This is a genomic window from Pseudomonas sp. D3-10, from assembly GCF_051132175.1.
Classification (GTDB): domain Bacteria; phylum Pseudomonadota; class Gammaproteobacteria; order Pseudomonadales; family Pseudomonadaceae; genus Aquipseudomonas.
Genome location: NZ_CP071668.1, coordinates 3,542,328 through 3,564,552, shown reverse-complemented (window position 1 = coordinate 3,564,552; position 22,225 = coordinate 3,542,328). Strand labels below are relative to the sequence as shown.

Below are 22,225 nucleotides of genomic sequence, written 5' to 3'. Positions count from 1 at the left end.
GGTATCCCTCACAGTGATTGTTTTTGTTGTTCCACTGCGACGCCGGGTGGGGGCGTCTCCTGATGTGACACACTTTCTTGATCCAAATGTTTTCCTTGTGGGAGCGAGCCTGCTCGCGATAGCGGTGTGGTGGTCGACATGAACGTTAGCTGATACACCGTCATCGCGAGCAGGCTCGCTCCCACAGGGATCTCCAATGTTTTTCAGACTGTGGCCGGCTCCTTTTGGCTTGTGATGCTGACGGTGATGGGTTCGAGGATCATCCGCGCTGCCTTCTCGGCGATCATCAACGTCGGCGAGCAAGTGTTTCCCGAAATGATGCGCGGCATGATCGAGGCGTCGGCGATGCGCAGGCCCTTGATGCCGTGCACGCGCAGTTGCGCATCCACCACGGCGTCGCCGTCCTGGCCCATGCGACAGGTGCCCACCGGGTGGAAGATCGTCGTGCCGATGCGGGCGGCGGCCTGGTGCAGTTCCTCTTCGGTCTGCAGGCTGGGTCCCGGCAGGTATTCCACTGGTTTGAAGGCGCCGAGGGCCGGGGAGGCGACGATTTTTCGGGTCAGGCGGATCGCGTCGGCCGCGACCCGCAGGTCTTCGGGGTGGCTCAGGTAGTTGGGTTGGATCAACGGCGCTTCACTTGGATCGGCTGAGCGGATGTCCACGCGGCCGCGGCTCATCGGGCGCAAGTCACATACCGATGCGGTGAATGCCGGGAAGCTGTGCAAGGGTTCGCCGAAGCGTTCCAGAGACAATGGCTGCACATGGTATTCGAGGTTGGCCGAAGTCTGTTCCGGCCCCGAGCGGGCGAAGGCGCCGAGTTGGCTGGGCGCCATGGACAGCGGGCCGCTGCGGTCATACAGGTAGCGCAGGCCCATGCCCATCTTGCCCCACAACGTACCGGCGATCTGGTTCAGGGTGCGGGCGTTTTCCAGTTGATAGATCAGCCGCAGTTGCAGATGGTCCTGCAAGTTGCCGCCCACGCCCGGCAACTCGTGCGCCACGCCAATGCCCAAGCGTTGCAGCAAGCTGCGCGGGCCGATCCCGGAGCGCTGCAGGATGCCCGGCGAACCGACGGCCCCGGCGCACAGGACGATTTCCTTGCGAGCCTTGAAGCTCATGGCCTTGCCTTGCCAGCGAGCGCTGACAGCGTGGGCGCGGTCATCGCGCAATAAAACGCGGTCGACTTCGACTTCGGTCAAGACCGTCAGGTTGGGGCGAGTGCGTATCGGCTTGAGGAAAGCCTTGGCCGCGTTCCAGCGTATCCCGGCTTTCTGGTTGACCTGGAAATAGCCACAGCCTTCGTTGTCGCCGCCATTGAAATCCTCGACGTTGGGGATGCCGCTCTGCTCGGCGGCGGTGCGAAAGGCGTCGAGGATCGGCCATGACAGGCGCTGGCGCTCGACGCGCCATTCGCCGGCCGCGCCGTGAAGTTCGGAGTCTCCGGCGAAGTGGTTTTCGCTTTGCCTGAACAACGGCAGGACGTCCTTCCAGGACCAGCCAGCGTTGCCTTCGGCGGCCCAGCCATCGTAGTCCGCGGCCTGGCCACGCATGTAGATCATGCCGTTGATGGACGAGCAGCCGCCCAACACCTTGCCGCGCGGATAGCTCAGGGCGCGGCCCTGCAGGCCCGGTTGCGCTTCGGTCTTGAAGCACCAGTCGGTGCGCGGATTACCGATGCAGAACAGGTAGCCGACCGGGATGTGAATCCACGGATAGTTGTCGCGCCCGCCGGCTTCGAGCAGCAGCACCCGGTGTTGCGGGTTGGCCGACAGCCGATTGGCCAGCAAGCACCCGGCAGGGCCGGCGCCCACGATCACGTAATCGTATTCATCGACGACAGGTTGCATTCGCGACCTCATTTATTGTTCTTGTTGGCTCATCGTAGTTGTTAGTTTTCGTCAAAAGAATGTTAGTTTTTGCGCACCTGCTGAGCGTTTATAAACAATCCCGGGTTCAGGCGTTTTCAAGGATGGCTCATGTTCGACTGGAATGACTTGCGCTACTTCCTGGAACTGCAACGCAGCGGCCGCTTGCTGACGGCCGCGCGACGGCTCAACACCACCCATGCCACCGTGGCCCGGCACATCGAGGCCATCGAAAAAAGCCTGGGCACGGCTTTGTTTGTCCAGCACGCCCAGGGTTATGAACTGACCCCGGCGGGCGAGGCGCTGCTCAAGCATGCCGAGGCCATGGAAAACGTTGCGTTGCTGGCCCAAGAGGACATCACCCAATCCAGCGCACCCTTGGGCAAGATCCGGTTGGGCGTGACGGAAGGGCTGGGCATCATGTTCCTGGCCAGTCGCATGGAGGGGTTGTTCCAGCGCTATCCGGGACTTGAGGTGGAACTGGTGGCGGTGCCGCGCTTCGTCAGCATTCTCAACCGCGAGGCGGAAATCAGTATCCACCTCGAACGACCGGCGGCCGACCTGCTGGTGACACGCAAGCTCACCGACTACAGCCTGGCGCTGTATGCGAGCCAGGCCTACCTGGATCGCTCGCCGCCCTTGCGCAGCCGCGAAGATCTAGGCCGTCACGCCTGGATCGGCTACGTCGACGATCTGTTGTTCAGCCAGGAGCTCATGTTCCTCAACAGTTTTTGCCGCAAGCCCCGGGTGGTGTTCCACAGCACCAGCGTCATCGCCCAGCAGCAAGCCGCGCGATCGGGCCTGGGCATCGCCGTGTTGCCGTGTTACATGGCCGGCAGCGACCCGACGCTGGTGCCCTTGCTCCCGGACGAAACCATCTGTCGCAGCTACTGGATCAGCACCCGCCGCGAACTGCATAAATCCGTGCGGCTGCGGGTGCTGTGGGATTACGTGGTGCAGCTGTGCGAGCAGGAGCAGGGGCTGCTGTTGCCCTGAGCCGACTCTAAGGATATGTCCAAACGGTATTTCTCAAGACTCGGGAGGTTTCCTTAAGATCACGTCATAACTCGTTATGACAAGTGACTGAAGCCATGCCTGACAACGTTCTTTCCCTCAGCAGCGTGCCGCTGCACCTGCAACTGCGCGACCTGTTGCGCACGCGCATTCTCGACGGTGAATACCCCCAAGGCAGCCAGATGCCTTCGGAAAGCGAGCTGGGTGCGTTGTTTCGCGTCAGCCGAATCACCGTGCGCCAGGCCTTGGGGGACCTGCAAAAGGAAGGTCTGATTTTCAAGATCCATGGCAAAGGCACCTTTGTCGCGAAACCCAAGACCTTCCAGAACGTCAGCACCCTCCAGGGCTTGGCCGAGTCCATGACCGGCCGCGGCTTCGAGGTGATCAATCGTCTTCGCAGTTTCAAATTCATTCCTGCCGACAAGCCGGTGGCCGAGCGGTTGAAGGTTGCGGAGGGGGATGTGGTGGCGCAGATCAAACGGGTGCGGCTGATCAACCGCGAACCGGTGTCGTTGGAGATTACCTACCTGCCCAAGGACCTCGGCGAGCGCCTGGAAAAAGCCGATCTGGTTACACGGGACATTTTCCTGATTCTGGAAAACGATTGCGGCCTGGCCCTCGGCCACGCGGACCTTGCCATCGATGCGGTGCTGGCCGACAGCGAGCTGTGCCAAGCCCTGGAGGTCGAGCCAGGGTCGCCCGTGATGCGCATCGAACGCCTGACCCATGGCGCCGATGGGCGACCGCTGGATTTCGAATACCTCTACTACCGCGGCGATGCTTTCCAGTATCGCTTGCGGATCGACCGGCAAAAAGGGACGCAGGCATGACCCAACGCTCAACGAATACCCTCGAACAGGAATACGACATCGTCGTCATCGGTGGTGGTACCGCCGGCCCCATGGCGGCGATCAAGGCCAAGGAACGCAACCGGAACCTGCGCGTCCTGCTGGTGGACAAGGCCAACGTCAAGCGCAGCGGCGCCATCAGCATGGGCATGGACGGCTTGAACAATGCAATTATCCCGGGCCATTCGACGCCCGAGCAGTACACCAAGGAAATCACCATCGCCAACGACGGCATCGTCAACCAGGCGGCGGTGTACGCCTATGCGACGCACAGCTTCGAAACGATCGAGCAACTGGATCGCTGGGGCGTGAAGTTCGAGAAGGACGAAACCGGCGACTACGCGGTGAAAAAAGTCCACCACATGGGCGCCTATGTGCTGCCGATGCCGGAAGGGCACGACATCAAGAAAGTCCTGTACCGGCAGTTGAAGCGGGCGCGGGTGAGCATCACCAATCGTCTGGTCTGCACGCGCTTGCTGACTGACCAAGCGGGGGCGGTCAACGGTGTGATGGGCTTCGATTGCCGCACCGCCGACTTCCATGTGATCAAGGCCAAAGCGGTCATCCTCTGCTGCGGCGCCGCGGGACGCCTGGGGTTGCCGGCCTCGGGCTACCTGATGGGCACCTATGAAAACCCGACCAATGCCGGCGACGGCTACGCCATGGCCTATCACGCCGGTGCCGAGCTGGCGAACCTAGAATGCTTCCAGATCAACCCGTTGATCAAGGATTACAACGGCCCGGCGTGCGCCTACGTCACCGGTCCCCTGGGCGGCTACACCGCCAACAACAAGGGCGAGCGCTTTATCGAATGCGACTACTGGAGCGGGCAAATGATGTGGGAGTTCCACCAGGAACTCGAAGGCGGCAATGGCCCGGTGTTCCTCAAGCTCGATCACTTGGCCGAGGAGACCATCCAGAACATCGAAGAGATCCTGCACAGCAACGAACGCCCCAGTCGCGGCCAGTTCCACGCCAACCGTGGCACCGACTACCGCACGCAGATGGTAGAGATGCACATTTCCGAAATCGGTTTTTGCAGCGGTCACTCAGCCTCGGGCGTGTGGGTCAACGAGCGGGCGCAAACCTCGGTCAAGGGGTTGTACTCGGCGGGTGACATGGCGGCGGTGCCGCACAACTACATGCTCGGTGCGTTCACCTACGGCTGGTTTGCCGGCAACAACGCCGCGGATTTTGTGGCGGGGAAGGATTTCTCGGTGCTGGACGTCAGGCAGATCGAACGGGAGAGGACGCGCGTTTACGCGCCACTGGAGCGCGAGCACGGCCTGCCGCCGGCCCAGGTGGAATACAAGCTGCGACGTTTCGTCAACGATTACCTGCAGCCGCCGAAGGTCACGAAAAAAATGCAGATCGGCTTGCAACGCTTCAGCGATATCCAGCGCGACCTGGATCAGATCAAGGCTCACAACGCCCATGAGCTGATGCGTGCCATGGAGGTCAGCGTCATCCGCGACTGCGCCGAAATGGCCGCCCGCGCCTCGCTGTTTCGCGCGGAAAGCCGTTGGGGGCTGTACCACTATCGGGTCGACCACCCGCAGCGCAACGACAGCGACTGGTTCTGCCATTGCCACCTGAAGAAAGGCGAGGACGGCCAGATGACTTCCTTCAAGAAGGCGGTCGAGCCCTACATCATCGCCCTCGATGCCGACGAGCTGCAGGCCTATGACCGGCTGCGGGTCGGTGCCGACGCGGCTTGAACCCTTCACTCAAAGAGAACGCCCATGGCCTACCAACCCCAGGAAATCTTCTTCCGCTCCAACGCCCCCGTCACCGTGGACGAGGACAAATGCATCGCCCACAAAGGCTGCACGGTCTGCGTCGATGTCTGCCCCATGGACTTGCTGGCGATCAACCCGGCAACGCAGAAGGCCCACATGGCGTTCGATGAGTGCTGGTATTGCATGCCCTGTGAAAAAGACTGCCCGACGGGGGCGGTGAAAGTCGAGATTCCGTATCTGTTGCGCTGATTGCGACGACGCCATCGCGAGCAGGCTTGCTCCCACAGTGGACTGAAGCCATTCGCGATAGTTGTGTACACCGATAAACCCTGTGGGAGCGAGCCTGCTCCGGGCGGCGTTCCGACGAAGAGGCCACCACAGACACCACAAAACGCCATCCGGCCACCCCGGACGCTAAACCCACAACACCCCTCGTTTCCCACCGCGCCCTGATCGCGGCGGAGACGAAATACCCATAAACGATTCGAGGGGACACACCCATGTTATTGCGTGCAGCATTGGCCGGTCTGGTACTGGCTTCATTGACCCTGCCTGCCCAGGCAGAAACCATCCGCATCGCCATCGGCACCCAGGACACCACCATCAACTGCGCCGCCGGTGGGTTGTTGATTCGGGAGTTGGGCCTGTTGGACAAATACCTGCCCCACGACGGCGCGTACAAGGATACCCAATACGACATCCAGTGGAAAAACTTCACCAGCGGCGCGCCACTGACCAACGAGATGGTGGCGGGCAAGCTCGACTTCGGCGCCATGGCCGATTTCCCCGGCGCCTTCAATGGCGTGGCGTTCGAAACCGCCGGCAAGCACAGCCTGTTCATCAGCGTGTTGTCGGGCAGCACCCAGGGCAGCGGCAATGGCATCGTCGTGCCGAGCGCCTCGGGCGTTCAGTCCCTGGCCGAGCTCAAGGGCAAGACCATTTCCGTGCCCTTTGCCTCCACCGCCCACGGCATGCTACTGCGCGCCGTCGCGGCCCAAGGCTGGGATCCACTCAAGGATGTGAACATCATCGCCCAGCCACCGGAGGTCGCCGGCTCGGCGTTGCAGGCCGGCAAGATCGACGCCCACGCTGATTTCGTGCCGTTCGCCGAACTGTTCCCCAGCCGTGGTTTTGCCCGCAAGATCTACGATGGCGCCCAGGCCAAGACGCCAACATTCCATGGCGCCCTGGTGGACCAGGCCTATGCCAGGAAGTACCCGGAAATCGTCGTCGCCTACCTGCGTGCATCCATCGAAGCCAACCAGTTGCTGGCCGCCGAGCCTGAGAAGTACAGCGAGCTGATCGCCAAGGTCACCGGCGTGGATGCCGAGGTCAATTATCTGTTCCACGGGCCGCTGGGCGTGCAGACCCGCGACCTGACCTGGAAACCGGAATACCGCCAGGCCGTGGGCACCGCCATCGACACCCTTAAGCTGCTGAAGAAAGCCGATCGCGGGCTGGACCTCAACACCTTCATCGATGACCAGTACATCCGCGCCGCCTTCAAGGCTTCGAACCTGGATTACACCGCGCAACTGGCCAACTACGCTCAGACCCCGCTGGGCAGCGCCGATACTGCGACCGGCCAGGCCATCACCGATGCCCGCCACGTGGCCGAAATCTGGGTACGCGGCGAGCCGAAAGTGCGCCATTACGCCTCGGCGCAGTCAGCCTTCACCGCGCTGGCGAGCCTCAAGCAGGAAGGCAAGGGTATCCGAGCCGTCTACGCCCAGGCCAGCGACAGCGGGATCAAGCTGCTGGCCGAGCAGGCGTGGTTCGCCAGCGATGCCAAGGGCCAGCTCAGCGCGTTCCTGTTGAAAGGGCAGGCCGAGCAGTTTGCCACGGCCCAGGGTGGCAAGGTCTTGGATTTCACCGAGGCGACGACCCAGGCGGTCGCCGCCCGTTGACCTGACACCGTCCCCTGTGGGAGCGAGCTTGCTCGCGATAGCGGTGTGTCAGCCAATTCGATTTCAACTGACCTGACGCCATCGCGAGCAAGCTCGCTCCCACAAGGATTCCACTCCGGAGGAAGATTTGTGTACCCATCACCCAAACGCTGGCTCCTGCGAGCCGCTTCACTGCTGCTCTGCCTGCTGTTCTGGCAGCTCGCCGCCGACGGTCATTGGGACCTCGGCCTGGTGACCTTCGCCAACGTCCCGGCCCCATTGGCGGTACTCCAGGCCGCGCTTGGCCTGGGGGAATCGGGCAATCTTGCGCGGCACCTGGGCAGCAGCCTGGGGCGGGTCTTTGCCGGGTACGGTGCGGCGCTGCTGATTGGCGTGGCGCTGGGCGTGGCCATCGGTCGTTCGAAATGGGCCGAAGACTTGCTGTTGCCGCCACTGGAAGTCCTGCGGCCGATCCCGGCGGTGGCCTGGATTCCGTTGGCGATTCTGATGTTCCCGTCGTCGGAATTGTCGATGGTGTTCATCACCTTCACCGGCGCCCTGTTCCCGATCCTGCTCAACACCGTGCACGGCGTCGAAGGGGTGGACCGGCGGCTGGTCGCGTCAGCGAAAAGCCTCGGGGCGGGACGCCGGGCCATCCTGCTGGAAGTGATTCTGCCGGGCGCCGCGCCGAGCATCATCACTGGCCTCGCCATCGGCATGGGCACGTCCTGGTTCTGCCTGGTGACGGCGGAAATGATCGCCGGCCAGTACGGCATCGGCTACTACACCTGGGCGTCCTACACCGTGCAGAACTACCCCGACATCGTGGTCGGCATGTTGCTGATCGGCGTGCTGGGGATGGGCAGTAGTTTGTTGATCAAGCGCCTGGGCGGGTTGTTCACGCCTTGGCACCGGCCCCGAGGAAAAGCCTGATGCGTGCAATGCAAACGCCTGAAGGGCGGATCGACATCCGCCAGTTGTCCATTGTCCTGGGCCAGGGTGCCCAGGCCTTCGAAGCGGTGCAGGGGCTTGATTGCCAGATCGAGGCGGGCCAGTTCGTCTGCATCCTGGGGCCGTCCGGTTGCGGCAAATCGACCTTGCTCGGTGCCCTTGCCGGGCATCTGCAACCGAGCACCGGTACGCTGAACGTCGACGCGGTGCCGGTGGCCGGTCCCTCGCCTCAGCGCGGCATGGTGTTCCAGCAGCACACTTTGTTTCCATGGCGCAGCGTGCGCGACAACGTTGCTTTTGGCCTGAAGATGCGTGGCCTGGGCAAAGTCGAACGACAACGAGCCGCCGATGAGATGCTCGCCTCGGTGGGCCTGGAGGGGTTTGCCGGGCACTGGCCGGACCAGCTCTCCGGTGGCATGCAGCAGCGAGTGGAGATCGCACGGGTGCTGGTGAACCGCCCGCGCTTGTTGCTGATGGATGAACCCTTCGGCGCGCTGGATGCACTGACGCGCTTGAACATGCAGGAGTTGTTGCTGGACATCTGGACGCGCATCCGCACCACCGTTGTGTTCGTCACCCACGACATCGACGAGGCGCTATTCCTGGCCGATCGCTTGCTGGTGATGAGCCCACGGCCGGGTCGCATCATCGAGGATCTGCGCCTGGATTTTCCTCGGCCACGCACGACTGAGCTGGTGACGAGCCCTGAATTCTCCCGATTGAAGCGCCACTGCCTTGAGCTGCTGCGTCATGAAGATGGGCAGCAATTGCCGCGCCTCAATCCTCTCGGGTTGCCCCCTGAAACCTCCTTGCCGCGATTTGCCCTATGACCTCTCTATTTGAAAATACCGACAACCAAGACATTCTCGCCCTGCAACCGCGTCTTACCGACGAGGACGCCGGTGTACGCCGCATCGCCCTTATCGAACTGGCCGACCTTGAAGAGCCCGAAGGCCTGTTGTGGCTTGTGGATCGCCTGGCCAGTGACCCCAGCGCCGAGGTGCGCGCCGAAGCCGCGCGATTGCTCGAAGCCTGGGAGGACGAGCCGGTGGTCGCAGGCTTGTGCGAAGCCCTGACCGATCGATCACCGACGGTGCAGGCCGCTGCTGCCCAAAGCTTGAGCCTGCTCAAGAGCGAGGCGGCAGGAAGAGTGATCCTGCCTTGGACGACACATGCCGACGCCGGTGTCCGCGTCGCGGCCTTCCGGGCCTTGCGCGAGTTGCGCCTGGGCGATGCCGCGCCAGCATCCATCGCCGCCCTGGCCGATGACGATGCTGGCGTGCGCCGCGAAGCGGTTGGCGTTCTGGGCTGGCTCAAGCACCTCGGCGCCTTGCCAGCCTTGGCCCGGCTCGCCAGTGATGACCCGGACAGCGAAGTACGCCGCGCGGCCACCGGTGCCCTTGGCCTGGCTTCGGATGAGCAAGTGTTGCCAGCCCTGCGCCAGGCCTTGCGGGACCCGGCGTGGGCGGTTCGCGAAGAAGCCGCTACAACGCTGGGCAAGGTCGGTCACGCCGATGCCGGCCCGGCCCTGATCGATGCCTTGGCGGACGACTACTGGCAAGTGCGCTTGCGGGCGACCCGCAGCCTGGGTCGTTTGCGCTACGCCCCGGCCCTGGCGGCATTGATCGAAACCCTGGGCCACCGCATCAGCAATCTGCGCAAGGAGGCAGCACTGGCCTTGGGCGAGTTGAACGATCCTGCTGCCATTGCGGCGTTGCAGGCCGCCCAGCAGGATGGCGATCCGGAGGTACGCAAGGCTGTGCGCATTGCCTTGGGCCAACTGCAATGAGCCCGCTGGCGATTGGCAATTCACGGGAGAAGGGGCTGTTGCGCCTGAGTTGGCCTGATGGGCGCGAACAACAGTTGGACCATGCCGAGCTGCGCCGGCAATGCCCATGCTCGCGGTGTCGAGCGTTTCGCCTGCAAGGCGTGGCGGTGCAGGTTGATTCGCGGGTCCGGGTGGTTGGGGTCAATAGCCAGGGTTATGGGGTGCAGTTGGTCTTTAGCGATGGCCACGAGCGGGGGATTTTTCCCTGGGCTTATCTGGCGGGTCTGTAGCTTTATGCCTATCCCTTGTGGGAGCGAGCTTGCTCGCGATGACGTCAGTATATTCAACCTGTTTGCAAGCTGACCCACCGCCATCGCGAGCAAGCTCGCTCCCACAGGGATACGCTGGTTACTTGAGCAATAGGGTGAACCCGTGGCGAGGGAGCTTGCTCCTGCTCGGCTGCGTCGGCAGCCCCTAAATCATTCAACACGGTCAATTTGATTTTGCGCAGTCAACCCGTGAACTGACTGGCGGCGCTTGTAAGAAAAATCCCATAAGAGTACAAATGTACTCCATGACGACTCTCACTCCCCGCCGTACCGCCATCCTGACCTTTATCCGCGAACGCATCGCCGAACAGGGCCAGCCTCCCAGCCTCGCTGAAATCAGCGAGGCGTTTGGTTTCGCCTCTCGCAGCGTGGCGCGCAAGCATGTGCTGGCGCTCACCGAAGCCGGTTTCATCGAAGTCAATCCGCACCAGGCCCGGGGCATCCGGCTGTTGAACCAGCCGCCGCGTCCCGAACTGTTGGATGTGCCGGTGTTGGGACGGGTGGCCGCCGGCCTGCCGATCGGTGCCGATGCCGAGGTCCACAGCCGTCTGTTGCTGGACCCGGCGATCTTCACCAAAGCGCCGGACTACCTGCTGCGGGTCCAGGGCGATTCGATGATTGAGGACGGTATCCTCGATGGCGATCTGGTGGGTGTGCAACGCACGCCCCAGGCTTCCAACGGGCAGATTGTCGTGGCGCGCCTGGACGGTGAAGTGACCATCAAGCGTTTTGAGCGAGTCGGCGAGCGCGTACGCCTGTTGCCACGCAACCCAGCCTATCAGCCGATCATCGTCGAAGCCGACCAGGACCTGGCGATAGAAGGCGTGTTCTGTGGCCTGGTGAGACAAGGCTGATGGGCGCCGTCGTTGCGCTGGACACGCTGTTCAATGGCGGCCAGGTCTGGAAGGGCCGGCCTGCGCCGCCGGCCGCCAGTCCACAGCCCACCGGCCACGCCGTACTGGATGCGGCACTGCCCAGTGGTGGCTGGCCGGAAGCGGCGTTGACGGAAATTCTCATCGGCGCGCCGGGCGTGGGCGAATTGCAACTGGTGTGGCCGACCCTGGCGCGGCTATCGGCGGCGGGGGAGCGGATCGTGTTGGTGGCGCCGCCGTTCGTGCCCTATCCCCAGGCCTGGCGAAACGCCGGGGTGGACTTGCGCCAGTTGTCGATCATCCAGGCCGATCCACGGGAGGCCTTATGGGCCACCGAGCAATGCCTGCGCTCGGGCAGTTGCGGCGCGGTGTTGTGCTGGCCGCGCCAGGCGGATGACCGGGCCTTGCGCCGTTTGCAGGTCGCGGCGGAAACCGGCCAGACGCTGGCGTTCGCCTGGCGCTCGATCCAGGAAGCCATCAACCCGTCCCCGGCGGCCCTGCGCATCGCCATCGATGCCCGGCCCGCACAATTGCGGGTGCTCAAGTCCCGGGGCGGGCTGGCGCGTTCGGCGCCGATTGCGTTCCCCCCACAAACAGGGCATTGAGGTTGCGATGCGCTGGGTCTGTATTCTCTTCCCGCAATTGGCGCTGGATGCCGCGCTGCGCCAGCGCCCCGACCCCAGCGAGCCCCTGGCGCTGCTGACCGGCCCGGCCCAGCGCCGGGTGCTGCAAGCGGTCAATGAACCGGCGCGCGCCCTGGGCCTGCGCCCCGGCCAGACCATGACCGCGGCCCAGGCCTTGAGCAAAGGGTTCGCCACCGCCGAGTACGACGCGGCGCAGATCGAAAACTGGCAACGATTCCTGGCGGCCTGGGCCTATCGTTTCAGCTCCCAGGTGAGCGTGCATTATCCACGCACGGTGCTGTTCGAGATCGAGTCGAGCCTGGGGCTGTTCGGGCCGTGGCCGGTGTTCGAGGCGCGGTTGCGGGCCGAATTGACTGAGCTGGGTTTTCGTCATCGCATCGTCGCCGCCCCCAATCCCGTGGCGGCGCGGATGCTGGCCAATGCTTACGACGCCCTGGTCGTGCCCGATAACGAGACCTTGCAAGCGTACCTGGGACAGATGCCAGTGGACCGAGTCGGCCTGGCGCCCGAAGCTGCCACGGCCTTGTCGCGCATGGGCCTGCGCCGGCTCAGCCAAGTCCAGGCCTTGCCCCGGCACACCCTGGCGCGGCGCTTCGAAGCCGACATGCTCAAGCACCTCGATGCGCTGGTGGGCAGCCGCGCCCTGGCGCTGTCGTTCTACCTGCCCCCGGACCGTTTCGATGTGCGCATCGAACTCAACTACGACGTGCAGTCCCACCAGGCATTGCTGTTTCCTCTGCGACGTTTGACCGGTGACCTGTCGGCCTACCTGTGCGGCCGCGACAGCGGCGTGCAGCGTTTTGATTTGCACCTGGAACACGCCGGTTTGCCGGACACGGTGATCAAGGTCGGCCTGCTCAGCGCCGAGCGGGATGCTTCGATGCTGTTCGAGCTGGCCCGTGGCCGTCTCGAGCAGGTGCAGGTCGAGGCGCCCGTGCGCGGTTTTCGCTTGTGTGCCGAAGACCTGCCGAGCTTCGTGCCCCAGCGCCTGGAATTGTTCGACGAGCGTCCCCAGCAGTCCTTGCCGTGGGAACAACTGCGCGAACGGCTGCGGGCGCGCCTCGGTGACGAAGCCGTGCAAGGGTTGGGATTTGGCGATGACCACCGCCCCGAGTGCGCCTGGCAGATGAAACCCCAGCCGCAACAACAGATGTGTCCGCTGCGCGATGATGTCCAGCGTCCCGGCTGGCTGCTTGGCGAGCCCCAGGTCTTGCCTGAAGGCCAGGCGCGAATCCTCATGGGCCCGGAGCGCATCGAGTCCGGCTGGTGGGACGGCGCCGATGTGCGCCGTGATTACTACCTGATCGAAACCCGCGCCGGCCAACGCGGCTGGGCCTATCGACCGGTGGGCGAGGGCGGACCGTTGTGGCTGCAAGGTTGGTTCGCATGAGCGTCGAATATGCCGAGCTGCATTGCCTGTCGAACTTCAGCTTCCAGCGCGGCGCCTCCAGCGCCCTGGAATTGTGCCGTCGCGCCAAACAGCAGGGCTATCGGGCCCTGGCGGTGACGGATGAATGTACCTTGGCCGGCATCGTCCGGGCCTGGCAGGCAGCCAAGGAACTGGACTTGCAATTGATCGTCGGCAGCGAAATCCAGGTCGAGAACGGTCCGAAGCTGGTGCTGTTGGTGGAAAACCTCGAGGGCTACCAAACCTTGTGCCGGCTGATCACCCGCGCACGGCGGCGCAGCGAAAAGGGCCGTTATCGCATCGTCCCAGAAGACTTCGACGAGCCGCTGCCAGGGCTGCTCGCCCTGTGGGTGCCCGATGGCAAGACGCCCGAGGCGCAAGGGCGCTGGCTCCGACAGGTGTTCAACGAAAGACTCTGGCTGTCCGTGCAGTTGCATTGCGGTCAAGACGACCAGCGCCGGCTCGCGGACTTGCTCGCATTGGCCGAACGCCTGGGTCTTCCTGCCGTCGCCACGGGCGACGTGCATATGCATGTGCGGGGTCGCCGCGCCTTGCAAGACACCATGACCGCCATTCGCCACCACGTCACCGTTGCCGAGGCCGGTCAGCGTCTGCACCCCAACGGCGAACGCCACTTGCGCAGCCTCCAGGCCCTGGCCGATCTCTACCCCCGCGCCTTGCTCGATGAAACCCTGGACATCGCCCGGCGCTGCACGTTCGACCTCGGTCAGTTGCGCTATGAATACCCCCGCGAGCTCGTGCCCGAGGGCCATGATCCGGCGTCCTGGCTGCGGGAACTGACCGCGCGCGGCATGCGCGAGCGCTGGAAGAACGGCGTCACAGAAAAGGTGCGCGTGCAGATCGACAAGGAATTGGAGTTGATTGCCGAACTGGGCTACGACAGCTACTTCCTCACCGTGCAGGACATCGTCAGTTTCGCCCGTAGCCGTCACATTCTCTGCCAGGGCCGGGGCTCGGCGGCCAACTCGGCGGTGTGCTACGCCCTGGGCATCACCGAAATCGACCCGGCACAGACGGACATGTTGTTCGAACGCTTCCTGTCCCGCGAGCGCAATGAGCCACCGGACATCGACGTCGATTTCGAACACGAACGTCGCGAGGAAGTCCTGCAGTACGTGTTCCAGCGCTACGGCCGGCATCGCGCGGCGTTGACGGCCGTGGTCAGCAGCTATCACGGCGCCGGGGCGGTACGCGACGTGGCCAAGGCCCTGGGCCTGCCGCCGGACCAGGTCAATGCACTGGCCGACTGCTGCGGGCGCTGGAGCGATGAGGCACCGCCGCTGGAGCGTTTGCGCGAGGGTGGTTTCGACCCGGAGAGCCCGGTGCTGCGTCGGGTGTTGAGCCTGACCCAGCAACTGATCGGCTTCCCCCGGCACCTGTCCCAACACCCCGGCGGCTTCGTGATTTCCCAGCAACCCTTGGACACCCTGGTGCCGGTCGAGAACGCCGCGATGGCCGAACGCACCATCATCCAGTGGGACAAGGACGACCTCGATGCGGTCGGGCTGCTCAAGGTGGACATCCTGGCCCTGGGCATGCTCAGCGCGATTCGTCGCTGTTTCGACTTGATCGCGCATTACCGGGGCGTGCGTCATACCCTCGCGTCGTTGCCCAAGGATGATCGGGCCACGTTCGAGATGATCAGCCGCGCCGACACCATCGGCGTGTTCCAGATCGAATCCCGGGCGCAGATGGCGATGTTGCCCAGGCTCAAGCCCAAGGAATACTACGATCTGGTGATCGAGGTGGCGATCGTGCGACCGGGACCCATCCAGGGCGGGATGGTGCATCCCTACCTGCGGCGGCGCAATGGAGAAGAGAAGATCACTTATCCATCGTCGGAATTGAAAGAAGTGCTGGGCCGCACCTTGGGCATTCCGCTGTTCCAGGAACAGGTCATGCAGATCGCCATTGTCGCCGCTGGCTACAGCCCGGGCGAAGCGGACCAGTTACGTCGTTCCATGGCCGCCTGGAAGCGCCACGGCGGGCTCGAACCGCACAAGAAAAGATTGGCCGACGGGATGGCGGCCAAAGGGTACAAACCTGAATACGCCGCGCAGCTCTTCGAACAGATCAAGGGCTTCGGCAATTACGGCTTTCCTGAATCCCATGCCGCCAGTTTCGCCTTGCTGACCTACGCCAGCAGTTGGCTCAAATGCCACGAGCCGGCGGCGTTCGCCTGTGCCCTGATCAACAGCTGGCCCATGGGTTTCTACAGCCCGGACCAGATCCTCCAGGATGCTCGCCGGCATCAGTTGCAGATCCGTCCGGTGGACGTGCGGGCCAGCGACTGGGAATGCAGCCTGGAACCGATGGAAGGCCGCCAGCCGGCGATTCGCATGGGCTTGCGTCTGATCAAGGGGTTTAGAGAGGACGATGCCCGGCGTATCGAGGTGGCACGCGGGCAGCGGGCTTTCAGCGATGTGGCCGACCTGGGCGAACGGGCTCGACTCGACGCCCGGGCCCTGGAGCAACTGGCGGACGCCAACGCTTTGCGCGGCCTGGCCGGCGACCGCCATCGCGCCCGTTGGGAAATTGCCGGAGTGGAAAAACAACTGGGCTTGTTCGCGGGTCTGCCCAGCCCGGAAGAGCCCACCGTGGCCTTGCCGACACCCACGGTGGGGGAAAACCTGTTCGCCGACTACGCCACCCTGGGCACGACGCTGGGGCCTCATCCGCTGGCCTTGCTGCGTTCCGAATTGCGCGCCCGACGCTGCCGCAGCTCCCGGGAATTGCAGGCTGTCGAGCATGGCCGCCACGTCAGCGTCGCGGGGCTGGTCACTGGTCGCCAACGTCCAGGCACGGCCAGCGGGGTGACCTTTGTCACTCTGGAAGATGAGTTCGGCAATCTCAACGTAGTGGTCTGGCGCGACTTGGCCGAACGCCAGCGCAAGGTCCTGGTAGGGTCGCAATTGCTCAGGGTGGACGGGCGCTGGGAAAGTGTCGGCGAGGTCCGTCATCTGATTGCCGGGCGCCTGAGCGATTTGAGCGGTTTGCTGGCGGGCATCAATGTGCGCAGCCGGGATTTTCGCTGAATGTTTGGTTGAAATCTGTGGCGAGGGGATAAATCCCCTCGCCACAAAGGGTTGGCGTCGTCAGTCTGCATGAAACCAATTGCCAACCTCGCGCTCGAAGCACTAGCACAAGGGACTTGTGGTATGCCGCTTCCCTGCTGGTAGCTTGAGGTGAGAGACGTTCCATGAAGTTCTTATCCCAAAGTAACGGGTGTCCCGGTTGGGACGGAGAAATGGCCCGGCGCATCCGGGCCTACGATTGGCGTCGCACGGAGCTGGGTGCGATCGAGCACTGGTCCGCCAGCCTGCGCAGCGCGGTCCAACTGATGCTCGCTTCACCATTGCCGATGGTCATGCTGTGGGGCCGCCAGGGCTACATGATCTATAACGACGCCTATGCCGAATTCGCCGGCGGCCGCCATCCCTACCTGCTGGGGAGCGCGGTGGAGCTGGGATGGCCGGAGGTGGCCGAATTCAACCGCCACGTATTGGACGTGTGCCTGGGCGGCGGCACCTTGTCCTACCGCAACAAGGAGCTGGTGCTGCTGCGCGACGGCAAGCCTGAAGACGTCTGGTTGGATCTCTACTACAGCCCGGTCCCCGACGATGATCATTCGCCTGCCGGCGTGTTGGCTATTGTCGTGGAAACCACCGAGCTGGTGCTGAGCGAGCGGGCCCGGCAAGAGGCCGAGCGCAGCTACCGTGCGGTCAATGAGCGTATCCAATTGGCGCTTTCGGCCGGGCCGTTGCTGGGGTCGTTCGTCTGGGATATCGCCACCGACACGCTGTCTGGCGATGAACGTTTCGCCCGTACTTTCGGTTATCCGCCCGAGTGCCCGCTGGATGCACTGCCCATCCAGATCGCTCGCCAGCGCATCCATCCCGACGACATCGACGACGTCGAACAACGGGTCGACCTGACCGTGCGCACGGGCGCTCCCTACACCGCCGAATATCGCTTGCGCCGTGGCGAGGGCGATTACCTTTGGGTGCTGGCCAGCGGGCGATGCGAGTTCGATGCGTTGGGCAAGCCCCTGCGGTTTCCCGGCGTACTGATCGATATCAACGAGCGCAAGACCGCCGAAGCGTCGCTGCTCAAGTTCACCCGCGACCTGGAACAACGCGTCGCCAGTGAAGTGCAGGCGCGGTTGGCGGCCGAGGAGCAGTTGCGTCAATCGCAGAAACTCGAGGCCATCGGCGGGCTCACGGGAGGCGTGGCCCATGACTTCAACAACCTGCTCCAGGTGATCGCCGGCAACCTGCACTTGCTGGCTCGCCACGAGCCTGACAATCCCAATGTCCAGCGGCGGGTCGGTGCATCCATCGAAGCCGTGGAGCGGGGCGCCAAGCTGTCGTCGCAGTTGCTGGCTTTCGCCCGTCGCCAGCCGTTGTCACCGGCGGTCTACAACCCTCGGCGCATCTATGAAGGCCTGGGTGAATTGTTGCAGCGGGCCCTGGGCGAAACCATCCGCATCGAGGTGGCGTTGCCTCCTGAGCCTTGGTGTATCCACGTCGATTGCAATCAGCTGGAAAACGCCCTGTTGAACCTGGCGATCAATGCCCGCGACGCCATGGGGGGCGAAGGTGTCATCAGAATGCTCGGGGAAAATATCGTCCTGGACGAATCGTCCTGTGCCGGCAAAGGAGTTGCGGCAGGGGATTACGTGCGACTGTCGGTGATCGATCATGGCGCGGGTATGGCGCCCGAAGTCCTGAACCAGGTCTTCGAGCCGTTTTTCACCACCAAGACCGACGGCCAAGGCACGGGGCTTGGATTGAGCATGGTGTTCGGGTTCGTCAAGCAGAGCGGCGGGCACATCGAAATTGCCAGCCACCCGGGCGAAGGCACTCAGGTGCATATGTATTTTCCCCGCAGCCACAAGCCCGAGTCCCCGGAACAGGCACCACCCCGCGAGCTTCGATCCGGCCTGGAGGAAACCATCCTGGTGGTCGAGGACAACGACGATGTACGCGGCGCCTCGGTGGAGTTGTTGGAGCAGCTCGGCTATCGGACCCTGACCGCCGCCAACGGCGACGAGGCCATGAAATTGTTGCTCGATGGCGTCTCGGTGGACCTGATCTTCACCGATGTGGTCATGCCCGGCCTGATCAAGAGCTCCGACCTGGCGGCCTGGGCGAAGGTACAGACCCCGCCGGTGCCGGTCCTGTTCACGTCGGGACACACCCGGGACATCATCTCGCGCAATCACCAACTGAGCCCCGATACCCACCTGCTGAGCAAACCCTACACCCCGGATGCATTGGCGCGGATGGTCAGTTCGGCACTGGACGAGTGAGCCCGACGCGGTAAAAGAATGGAACCCAAGCCGCCGTTTTGCCTTCGAATAAGCAGGGCCGATCACTATTCGGCCTGGTCATGAACGAGGTGTCTAATGAGCGACTCTGCAAATACTCAGCAACAAGGCCAGACGCAAACCCCGGCCTCGCGTAACGATCCGGCAATCGATCCTCAAGTGACGGATAACCAGCCTGCCAATCCGGCTGAAACACACGAGGCTCACAGTGCTGCCCGTGAGGTCGATCAGAAGAAAAATCATCAGGACAACGACAACACCTACAGCCCCGGTTTCAAGCCGGAACCGGATCGGCCTGGACCCGGTGACAAGACTGACGCTGATATCGACACAGCCGACAGCTGATCAATAAAAAAGCCCGACTCGAGAGTCGGGCTTTTTTATTCACGATGGCGTTATTTACTAGGGTGGGCCGCTTGAAGCTTCTTCGCCATTTCCAGGTGATGCTGCAGGTCCGGCAGCATTTTCTGGGCAAATGCCTTCAGTTCGGTACTGCCAGGCTTCTTATCGTCAGTGACGGTCTCAGCCTCTTTCTTGAACAGGGCGACGGTCTCTTCGTGAGCCATCACTTGGTTATTTGCATAGGCCGGATCGAAGGACTCATCGCGCACGTCAAGAATCTTGGCCTTGGCCTTTTTCATCAACGTGGTGTCGTCTGGTACTTCGATGTCATGTTTTTTCGCCAGCGCCTTCAGCTCTTCGTTGGCTTTGGTGTGGTCGGCAATCATTTTGTTGGCGAACTCCTTGATGTCCGCCGATTGGCTTTTTTGCAGCGCCAGTTTGCCGGTTTCGATCTCCGCAATGCCGCCGGCCGCCGCGTTGTCGACAAAGTCGCTGGAAGTCGCGGCCCATGCCATGCCCATGCTGCTACTCAGGGCAACAGCCAGGCCGAGTTGACGCAGGGTAAATCTGTCCATAGGTCAGTCTCCACACAGGTTGTACAGGTGATTCTCTGGGTACTGATCAATGGAGGGAAAAGCTCGGGGGAAGGTTTTATCGGAACGCGTCGTGGCACGACGAACGGTCACCGCTGGTCGGATTGGCGGTCGACAGAACCCGATCGGCAAGGCCATGCTGCTGACAGGCAGTGCCCAGAAAAGCACTTGTCACCGAACTCACGAAGGAGGTGCTCCATGCCGGTGTCCCATGATCTCTGCCAGGATCTGAAGTGCACAGAAGACGACATTCAGAAAAAACGCGAAAAGGACAAGGATCTCGACGCGCTGATCACTCGATATTCGAAAATCGATACAAAAGTCGTGAAGGCTGAAAAACCCACCGCCGTAGTGACCGACGACGACCTGGATAAGCTCAAGAAAGAACGGTTGCGGATCAAGGACGACATCGCCGCGCTGATGCAAAAGTAGCGATGACGGTTATCCCCTGAGCGCTTTTTGTAGCGAGGGAGCTTGCTCCCGCTGGGCCGCGAAGCGGCCCACCCAATCCTTTATCCCAGCGGATCCCAGCGCTGGGACCAGTCGCTGCCAGTCTTGACGATGTCCCGCAGCACGTCGAACGCCTGCTGCAACGCGGCCGAATCCCGGTCCCTTGAATACACCAGGTAGGTCGGGTAATTGAATTCCGGCGCCTTGGGCACTCGCTCCAGAATGCCGCTGTCCAGGTAGCTCTGCACGACCCGAGTGCGGAAATAACCGCTGCCGCCGTTTTCCAGGATGTACTGCAACGCCAGGGGCCCGAGATTGAAGGTCACCGCGGCCTTGGCCTTGTCCGGCAGCGCCGTGTCGTGCTGGCGACGGAAATCGGCACTCCAGTCGATGTACACGTAAGGTTCGGGACGAGCGGCCAGGCGCACCAGGATCAGTTTTTCTTCCAGCAACTGCTCAACCTGGAGCCGCGGCCAGTACTCGGGCTGATACACCACCGCCGCGTCCAGCAGGCCCAGCTCCAGTTGCTGCAGCAGGTTTTCGCCGTCGCGGATGTCCATGCGCAGGGCATGGCCGGGAATTTTCTGGCGCAGCTCGCCGGCCCAGGCGAGCATCAAGGGGTTGCACAAGCTGACTTCGCCGCCCAGGTGCAAGACGTTGCGATAACCCTCTGGCAGCGGCAGGTCACGGCGGGCGGCCTCCCACGTCTGCACGAGCTGGTTGGCATAGACCACGAAGGCTTCGCCATCACTGGTCAGTCGCGCGCCGGCCCGATTGCGCACGAACAACCCGCAGCCAAGTTGGCTTTCGAGCTTCTGGACCCGGGCGGTGATCGCCGTCTGGGTGACGTGCAGTTTCTCTGCCGCGGCGGCGAGGCTGCCGTGGCGGACGATTTCCAGGAAAGTGCGAGCGAGGTCGATGTCCATGTTCAGGCCGAGGCGGGGTGAACGGGCATTGTAAGAGTTTGCGGCGAGAAACAAAAAATCCCGCCACAAGGGCGGGATTTGGTTACAGCCAGGGCGACCTGATCTCAGGACGGGAACAGCTCGGACAGTTTCATCGACAGCATCATGTCGCCTTCAACGCGCAGCTTGCCGCCCATGAATGCTTGCATGCCATCGGTTTCGCCGCTGACGATGTCCTTGAGGGTCTGACTGTCCAGGACCAGCGTGCAGTTGGCGTCTGGATTCTCGCCTTCCTGGATGTCGCAGGTGCCGTCCTTCACGATCAGGGCGTACTGCTTGTCTTCGTCGGTGATGTTGAAACCGAATACCAGGTCCAGGCCGGCAGCGGCGGCTGGGTTGAACTTGGCTTGCATGGCTTTTACGGCGTCGGCTACGGAGGTCATGGTTTCGATCCTTATTCGGGGTAATACAGCAGGGGTCTACAGCAAACCGGACTCAGCGGAAGGTGATGAGGTCCGGGATCTTCAGCAGTTGCAGGTGCGCATGACTGTTGAAGGAAGCCAGGGCCACCTCGCGGCCCCTGAATTTCAGTTGGTTGAGCGAGGTGTTGACGATCTGCCAGTTCAACTCGAAGGCCTGCCTGGCGGGCATCTGGGTAATCAGGTGGAGCAGGGCGGTGATGGTCCCGCCGGAGGTGAACACGGCGATCTTGTGCGTCTTGTCGGCATTGTCGAGGATGCGGTGCAGGCCAGCCTGGACCCGTTCGACGAAACCCAGCCAGCTCTCCAGTCCCGGCGGGTCGTAGCGGCCGCTGAGCCAGCGCTCGACGATCAAGGCGAAGATGCGCTGGAACTCGGCGCGGTTCTGCGCGGCGTTGCGCAAAATGTCGAGGGCCTCGGGCTCCTGGAGGAGCATGTCCGGGAGCAGGGCGCGAATGACCGCGTCGGCATCGAATTCGTTGAAGGCGGCGTCGATTTCCAGTTCCGGAACCGGCAGGCCGGCTGCGCTCATCTGGCCCAGCGCGCCAGTGGCGGTGTCCTGTTGGCGACGCAGGTCGCCCGAGAGGCAGCGATCGAACACGACACCGAGCTGCGCCAGGTGGCTGCCCAGCACTTGTGCCTGGCGTATGCCGTTGGGCGAGAGGACATCGTAGTCGTCCGCACCAAAGGAGGCCTGGCCATGTCGAATCAGATAAATGCTGCCCACGTCCGCGTCATCCCGGTACGTTGAAGGTTTGGCGAGGTTATGAGGATGGCGATGG

21 protein-coding genes are annotated in these 22,225 nt (G+C 62.9%); 16 read left to right on the top strand and 5 right to left on the bottom strand.

The window, feature by feature from the left end; genetic code table 11:
* Window positions 1–203: 203 nt before the first annotated feature.
* Entirely contained in the window at window positions 204–1,847 is a 1,644-nt protein-coding gene (locus tag J3P90_RS15955) for a GMC family oxidoreductase (RefSeq protein WP_434675026.1), read from the bottom strand.
* Window positions 1,848–1,976: 129 nt separating this feature from the next.
* On the opposite strand from J3P90_RS15955, the gene J3P90_RS15950 reads away from it, so the two are divergent.
* From J3P90_RS15950 to J3P90_RS15880, 15 genes are all read left to right on the top strand, one after another.
* Window positions 1,977–2,861 (top strand): LysR family transcriptional regulator, encoded by an 885-nt coding sequence (locus J3P90_RS15950; protein WP_434610803.1) that lies wholly within the window; start codon window positions 1,977–1,979, stop codon window positions 2,859–2,861.
* Window positions 2,862–2,956: 95 nt separating this feature from the next.
* Window positions 2,957–3,709 carry a GntR family transcriptional regulator gene (locus J3P90_RS15945; RefSeq protein ID WP_420764518.1) on the top strand — a complete coding sequence of 251 codons (753 nt, stop codon included), beginning with the start codon at window positions 2,957–2,959 and terminating at the stop codon, window positions 3,707–3,709.
* The gene (locus J3P90_RS15940) at window positions 3,706–5,445 is read left to right on the top strand and encodes a fumarate reductase/succinate dehydrogenase flavoprotein subunit (RefSeq protein WP_434675025.1); all 1,740 of its coding nucleotides are present in this window, start codon (window positions 3,706–3,708) and stop codon (window positions 5,443–5,445) included. The genes J3P90_RS15945 and J3P90_RS15940 overlap by 4 nt, the downstream gene beginning before the upstream one ends.
* A 24-nt stretch (window positions 5,446–5,469) precedes the next feature.
* The gene (locus J3P90_RS15935) at window positions 5,470–5,715 is read left to right on the top strand and encodes a 4Fe-4S dicluster domain-containing protein (RefSeq protein ID WP_434675024.1); all 246 of its coding nucleotides are present in this window, start codon (window positions 5,470–5,472) and stop codon (window positions 5,713–5,715) included.
* 251 nt (window positions 5,716–5,966) lie between these two features.
* Window positions 5,967–7,373, top strand: coding sequence for an ABC transporter substrate-binding protein (locus J3P90_RS15930; protein ID WP_434675023.1), 1,407 nt, complete (start codon window positions 5,967–5,969; stop codon window positions 7,371–7,373).
* A 129-nt stretch (window positions 7,374–7,502) separates the two neighbouring features.
* Window positions 7,503–8,285 (top strand): ABC transporter permease, encoded by a 783-nt coding sequence (locus tag J3P90_RS15925; protein ID WP_420764515.1) that lies wholly within the window; start codon window positions 7,503–7,505, stop codon window positions 8,283–8,285.
* The gene (locus J3P90_RS15920; RefSeq protein WP_434675022.1) at window positions 8,285–9,133 is read left to right on the top strand and encodes an ABC transporter ATP-binding protein; all 849 of its coding nucleotides are present in this window, start codon (window positions 8,285–8,287) and stop codon (window positions 9,131–9,133) included. The genes J3P90_RS15925 and J3P90_RS15920 overlap by 1 nt, the downstream gene beginning before the upstream one ends.
* Window positions 9,130–10,092, top strand: coding sequence for a HEAT repeat domain-containing protein (locus J3P90_RS15915; RefSeq protein WP_434675021.1), 963 nt, complete (start codon window positions 9,130–9,132; stop codon window positions 10,090–10,092). Before J3P90_RS15920 ends, J3P90_RS15915 begins: the two co-directional genes overlap by 4 nt.
* The gene (locus J3P90_RS15910; RefSeq protein ID WP_420764512.1) at window positions 10,089–10,361 is read left to right on the top strand and encodes a DUF971 domain-containing protein; all 273 of its coding nucleotides are present in this window, start codon (window positions 10,089–10,091) and stop codon (window positions 10,359–10,361) included. Before J3P90_RS15915 ends, J3P90_RS15910 begins: the two co-directional genes overlap by 4 nt.
* Before the next feature lie 275 nt (window positions 10,362–10,636).
* On the top strand, window positions 10,637–11,254 hold the full coding sequence (lexA, locus tag J3P90_RS15905; protein ID WP_420764511.1) for a transcriptional repressor LexA: 618 nt from the start codon (window positions 10,637–10,639) through the stop codon (window positions 11,252–11,254).
* Window positions 11,254–11,877 carry a translesion DNA synthesis-associated protein ImuA gene (gene imuA, locus J3P90_RS15900; RefSeq protein WP_434650660.1) on the top strand — a complete coding sequence of 208 codons (624 nt, stop codon included), beginning with the start codon at window positions 11,254–11,256 and terminating at the stop codon, window positions 11,875–11,877. The genes lexA and imuA overlap by 1 nt, the downstream gene beginning before the upstream one ends.
* Window positions 11,878–11,884: 7 nt before the next feature.
* A complete protein-coding gene (locus J3P90_RS15895; RefSeq protein WP_434675020.1) occupies window positions 11,885–13,306 on the top strand; it encodes a Y-family DNA polymerase in 1,422 nt (473 codons plus the stop codon).
* Complete coding sequence (locus J3P90_RS15890) at window positions 13,282–16,380, top strand: error-prone DNA polymerase (RefSeq protein ID WP_434675019.1); 3,099 nt, start codon at window positions 13,282–13,284, stop codon at window positions 16,378–16,380. The genes J3P90_RS15895 and J3P90_RS15890 overlap by 25 nt, the downstream gene beginning before the upstream one ends.
* A 164-nt stretch (window positions 16,381–16,544) precedes the next feature.
* A complete protein-coding gene (locus J3P90_RS15885; RefSeq protein ID WP_434610823.1) occupies window positions 16,545–18,656 on the top strand; it encodes an ATP-binding protein in 2,112 nt (703 codons plus the stop codon).
* A gap of 96 nt (window positions 18,657–18,752) precedes the next feature.
* Entirely contained in the window at window positions 18,753–19,019 is a 267-nt protein-coding gene (locus J3P90_RS15880) for a hypothetical protein (RefSeq protein WP_420764506.1), read from the top strand.
* 50 nt (window positions 19,020–19,069) lie between these two features.
* On the opposite strand, the gene J3P90_RS15875 is transcribed toward J3P90_RS15880, so the two are convergent.
* Window positions 19,070–19,591 (bottom strand): DUF4142 domain-containing protein, encoded by a 522-nt coding sequence (locus tag J3P90_RS15875; protein ID WP_420764505.1) that lies wholly within the window; start codon window positions 19,589–19,591, stop codon window positions 19,070–19,072.
* Between the two features lie 216 nt (window positions 19,592–19,807).
* On the opposite strand from J3P90_RS15875, the gene J3P90_RS15870 reads away from it, so the two are divergent.
* Complete coding sequence (locus tag J3P90_RS15870) at window positions 19,808–20,041, top strand: YdcH family protein (RefSeq protein WP_420764504.1); 234 nt, start codon at window positions 19,808–19,810, stop codon at window positions 20,039–20,041.
* Between the two features lie 80 nt (window positions 20,042–20,121).
* Here J3P90_RS15870 and J3P90_RS15865 read toward each other — a convergent pair whose 3' ends face one another.
* From J3P90_RS15865 to J3P90_RS15855, 3 genes are all read right to left on the bottom strand, one after another.
* Complete coding sequence (locus J3P90_RS15865; RefSeq protein WP_420764503.1) at window positions 20,122–20,985, bottom strand: LysR family transcriptional regulator; 864 nt, start codon at window positions 20,983–20,985, stop codon at window positions 20,122–20,124.
* 104 nt (window positions 20,986–21,089) lie between these two features.
* Window positions 21,090–21,407, bottom strand: a complete 318-nt coding sequence (locus J3P90_RS15860) for an SCP2 sterol-binding domain-containing protein (protein WP_016774477.1) — start codon at window positions 21,405–21,407, stop codon at window positions 21,090–21,092.
* A 52-nt stretch (window positions 21,408–21,459) separates the two neighbouring features.
* Complete coding sequence (locus J3P90_RS15855) at window positions 21,460–22,170, bottom strand: histidine phosphatase family protein (protein WP_434650671.1); 711 nt, start codon at window positions 22,168–22,170, stop codon at window positions 21,460–21,462.
* Window positions 22,171–22,225: the final 55 nt, after the last annotated feature.

Excerpts from the sequence above, each read along its gene's own strand:
- J3P90_RS15935 (WP_434675024.1), top strand. The coding sequence starts at position 5,470 with ATGGCCTACCAACCCCAGGAAATCTTCTTCCGCTCCAACGCCCCCGTC.
- J3P90_RS15920 (WP_434675022.1), top strand. The coding sequence starts at position 8,285 with ATGCGTGCAATGCAAACGCCTGAAGGGCGGATCGACATCCGCCAGTTG.
- J3P90_RS15860 (WP_016774477.1), bottom strand. The coding sequence starts at position 21,407 with ATGACCTCCGTAGCCGACGCCGTAAAAGCCATGCAAGCCAAGTTCAAC.
- J3P90_RS15950 (WP_434610803.1), top strand. The coding sequence starts at position 1,977 with ATGTTCGACTGGAATGACTTGCGCTACTTCCTGGAACTGCAACGCAGC.
- J3P90_RS15955 (WP_434675026.1), bottom strand. The coding sequence starts at position 1,847 with ATGCAACCTGTCGTCGATGAATACGATTACGTGATCGTGGGCGCCGGC.
- J3P90_RS15870 (WP_420764504.1), top strand. The coding sequence starts at position 19,808 with ATGCCGGTGTCCCATGATCTCTGCCAGGATCTGAAGTGCACAGAAGAC.
- J3P90_RS15945 (WP_420764518.1), top strand. The coding sequence starts at position 2,957 with ATGCCTGACAACGTTCTTTCCCTCAGCAGCGTGCCGCTGCACCTGCAA.
- J3P90_RS15915 (WP_434675021.1), top strand. The coding sequence starts at position 9,130 with ATGACCTCTCTATTTGAAAATACCGACAACCAAGACATTCTCGCCCTG.
- J3P90_RS15930 (WP_434675023.1), top strand. The coding sequence starts at position 5,967 with ATGTTATTGCGTGCAGCATTGGCCGGTCTGGTACTGGCTTCATTGACC.
- J3P90_RS15940 (WP_434675025.1), top strand. The coding sequence starts at position 3,706 with ATGACCCAACGCTCAACGAATACCCTCGAACAGGAATACGACATCGTC.
- J3P90_RS15895 (WP_434675020.1), top strand. The coding sequence starts at position 11,885 with ATGCGCTGGGTCTGTATTCTCTTCCCGCAATTGGCGCTGGATGCCGCG.
- J3P90_RS15880 (WP_420764506.1), top strand. The coding sequence starts at position 18,753 with ATGAGCGACTCTGCAAATACTCAGCAACAAGGCCAGACGCAAACCCCG.
- imuA (WP_434650660.1), top strand. The coding sequence starts at position 11,254 with ATGGGCGCCGTCGTTGCGCTGGACACGCTGTTCAATGGCGGCCAGGTC.
- J3P90_RS15910 (WP_420764512.1), top strand. The coding sequence starts at position 10,089 with ATGAGCCCGCTGGCGATTGGCAATTCACGGGAGAAGGGGCTGTTGCGC.
- J3P90_RS15865 (WP_420764503.1), bottom strand. The coding sequence starts at position 20,985 with ATGGACATCGACCTCGCTCGCACTTTCCTGGAAATCGTCCGCCACGGC.
- J3P90_RS15875 (WP_420764505.1), bottom strand. The coding sequence starts at position 19,591 with ATGGACAGATTTACCCTGCGTCAACTCGGCCTGGCTGTTGCCCTGAGT.
- J3P90_RS15885 (WP_434610823.1), top strand. The coding sequence starts at position 16,545 with ATGAAGTTCTTATCCCAAAGTAACGGGTGTCCCGGTTGGGACGGAGAA.
- lexA (WP_420764511.1), top strand. The coding sequence starts at position 10,637 with ATGTACTCCATGACGACTCTCACTCCCCGCCGTACCGCCATCCTGACC.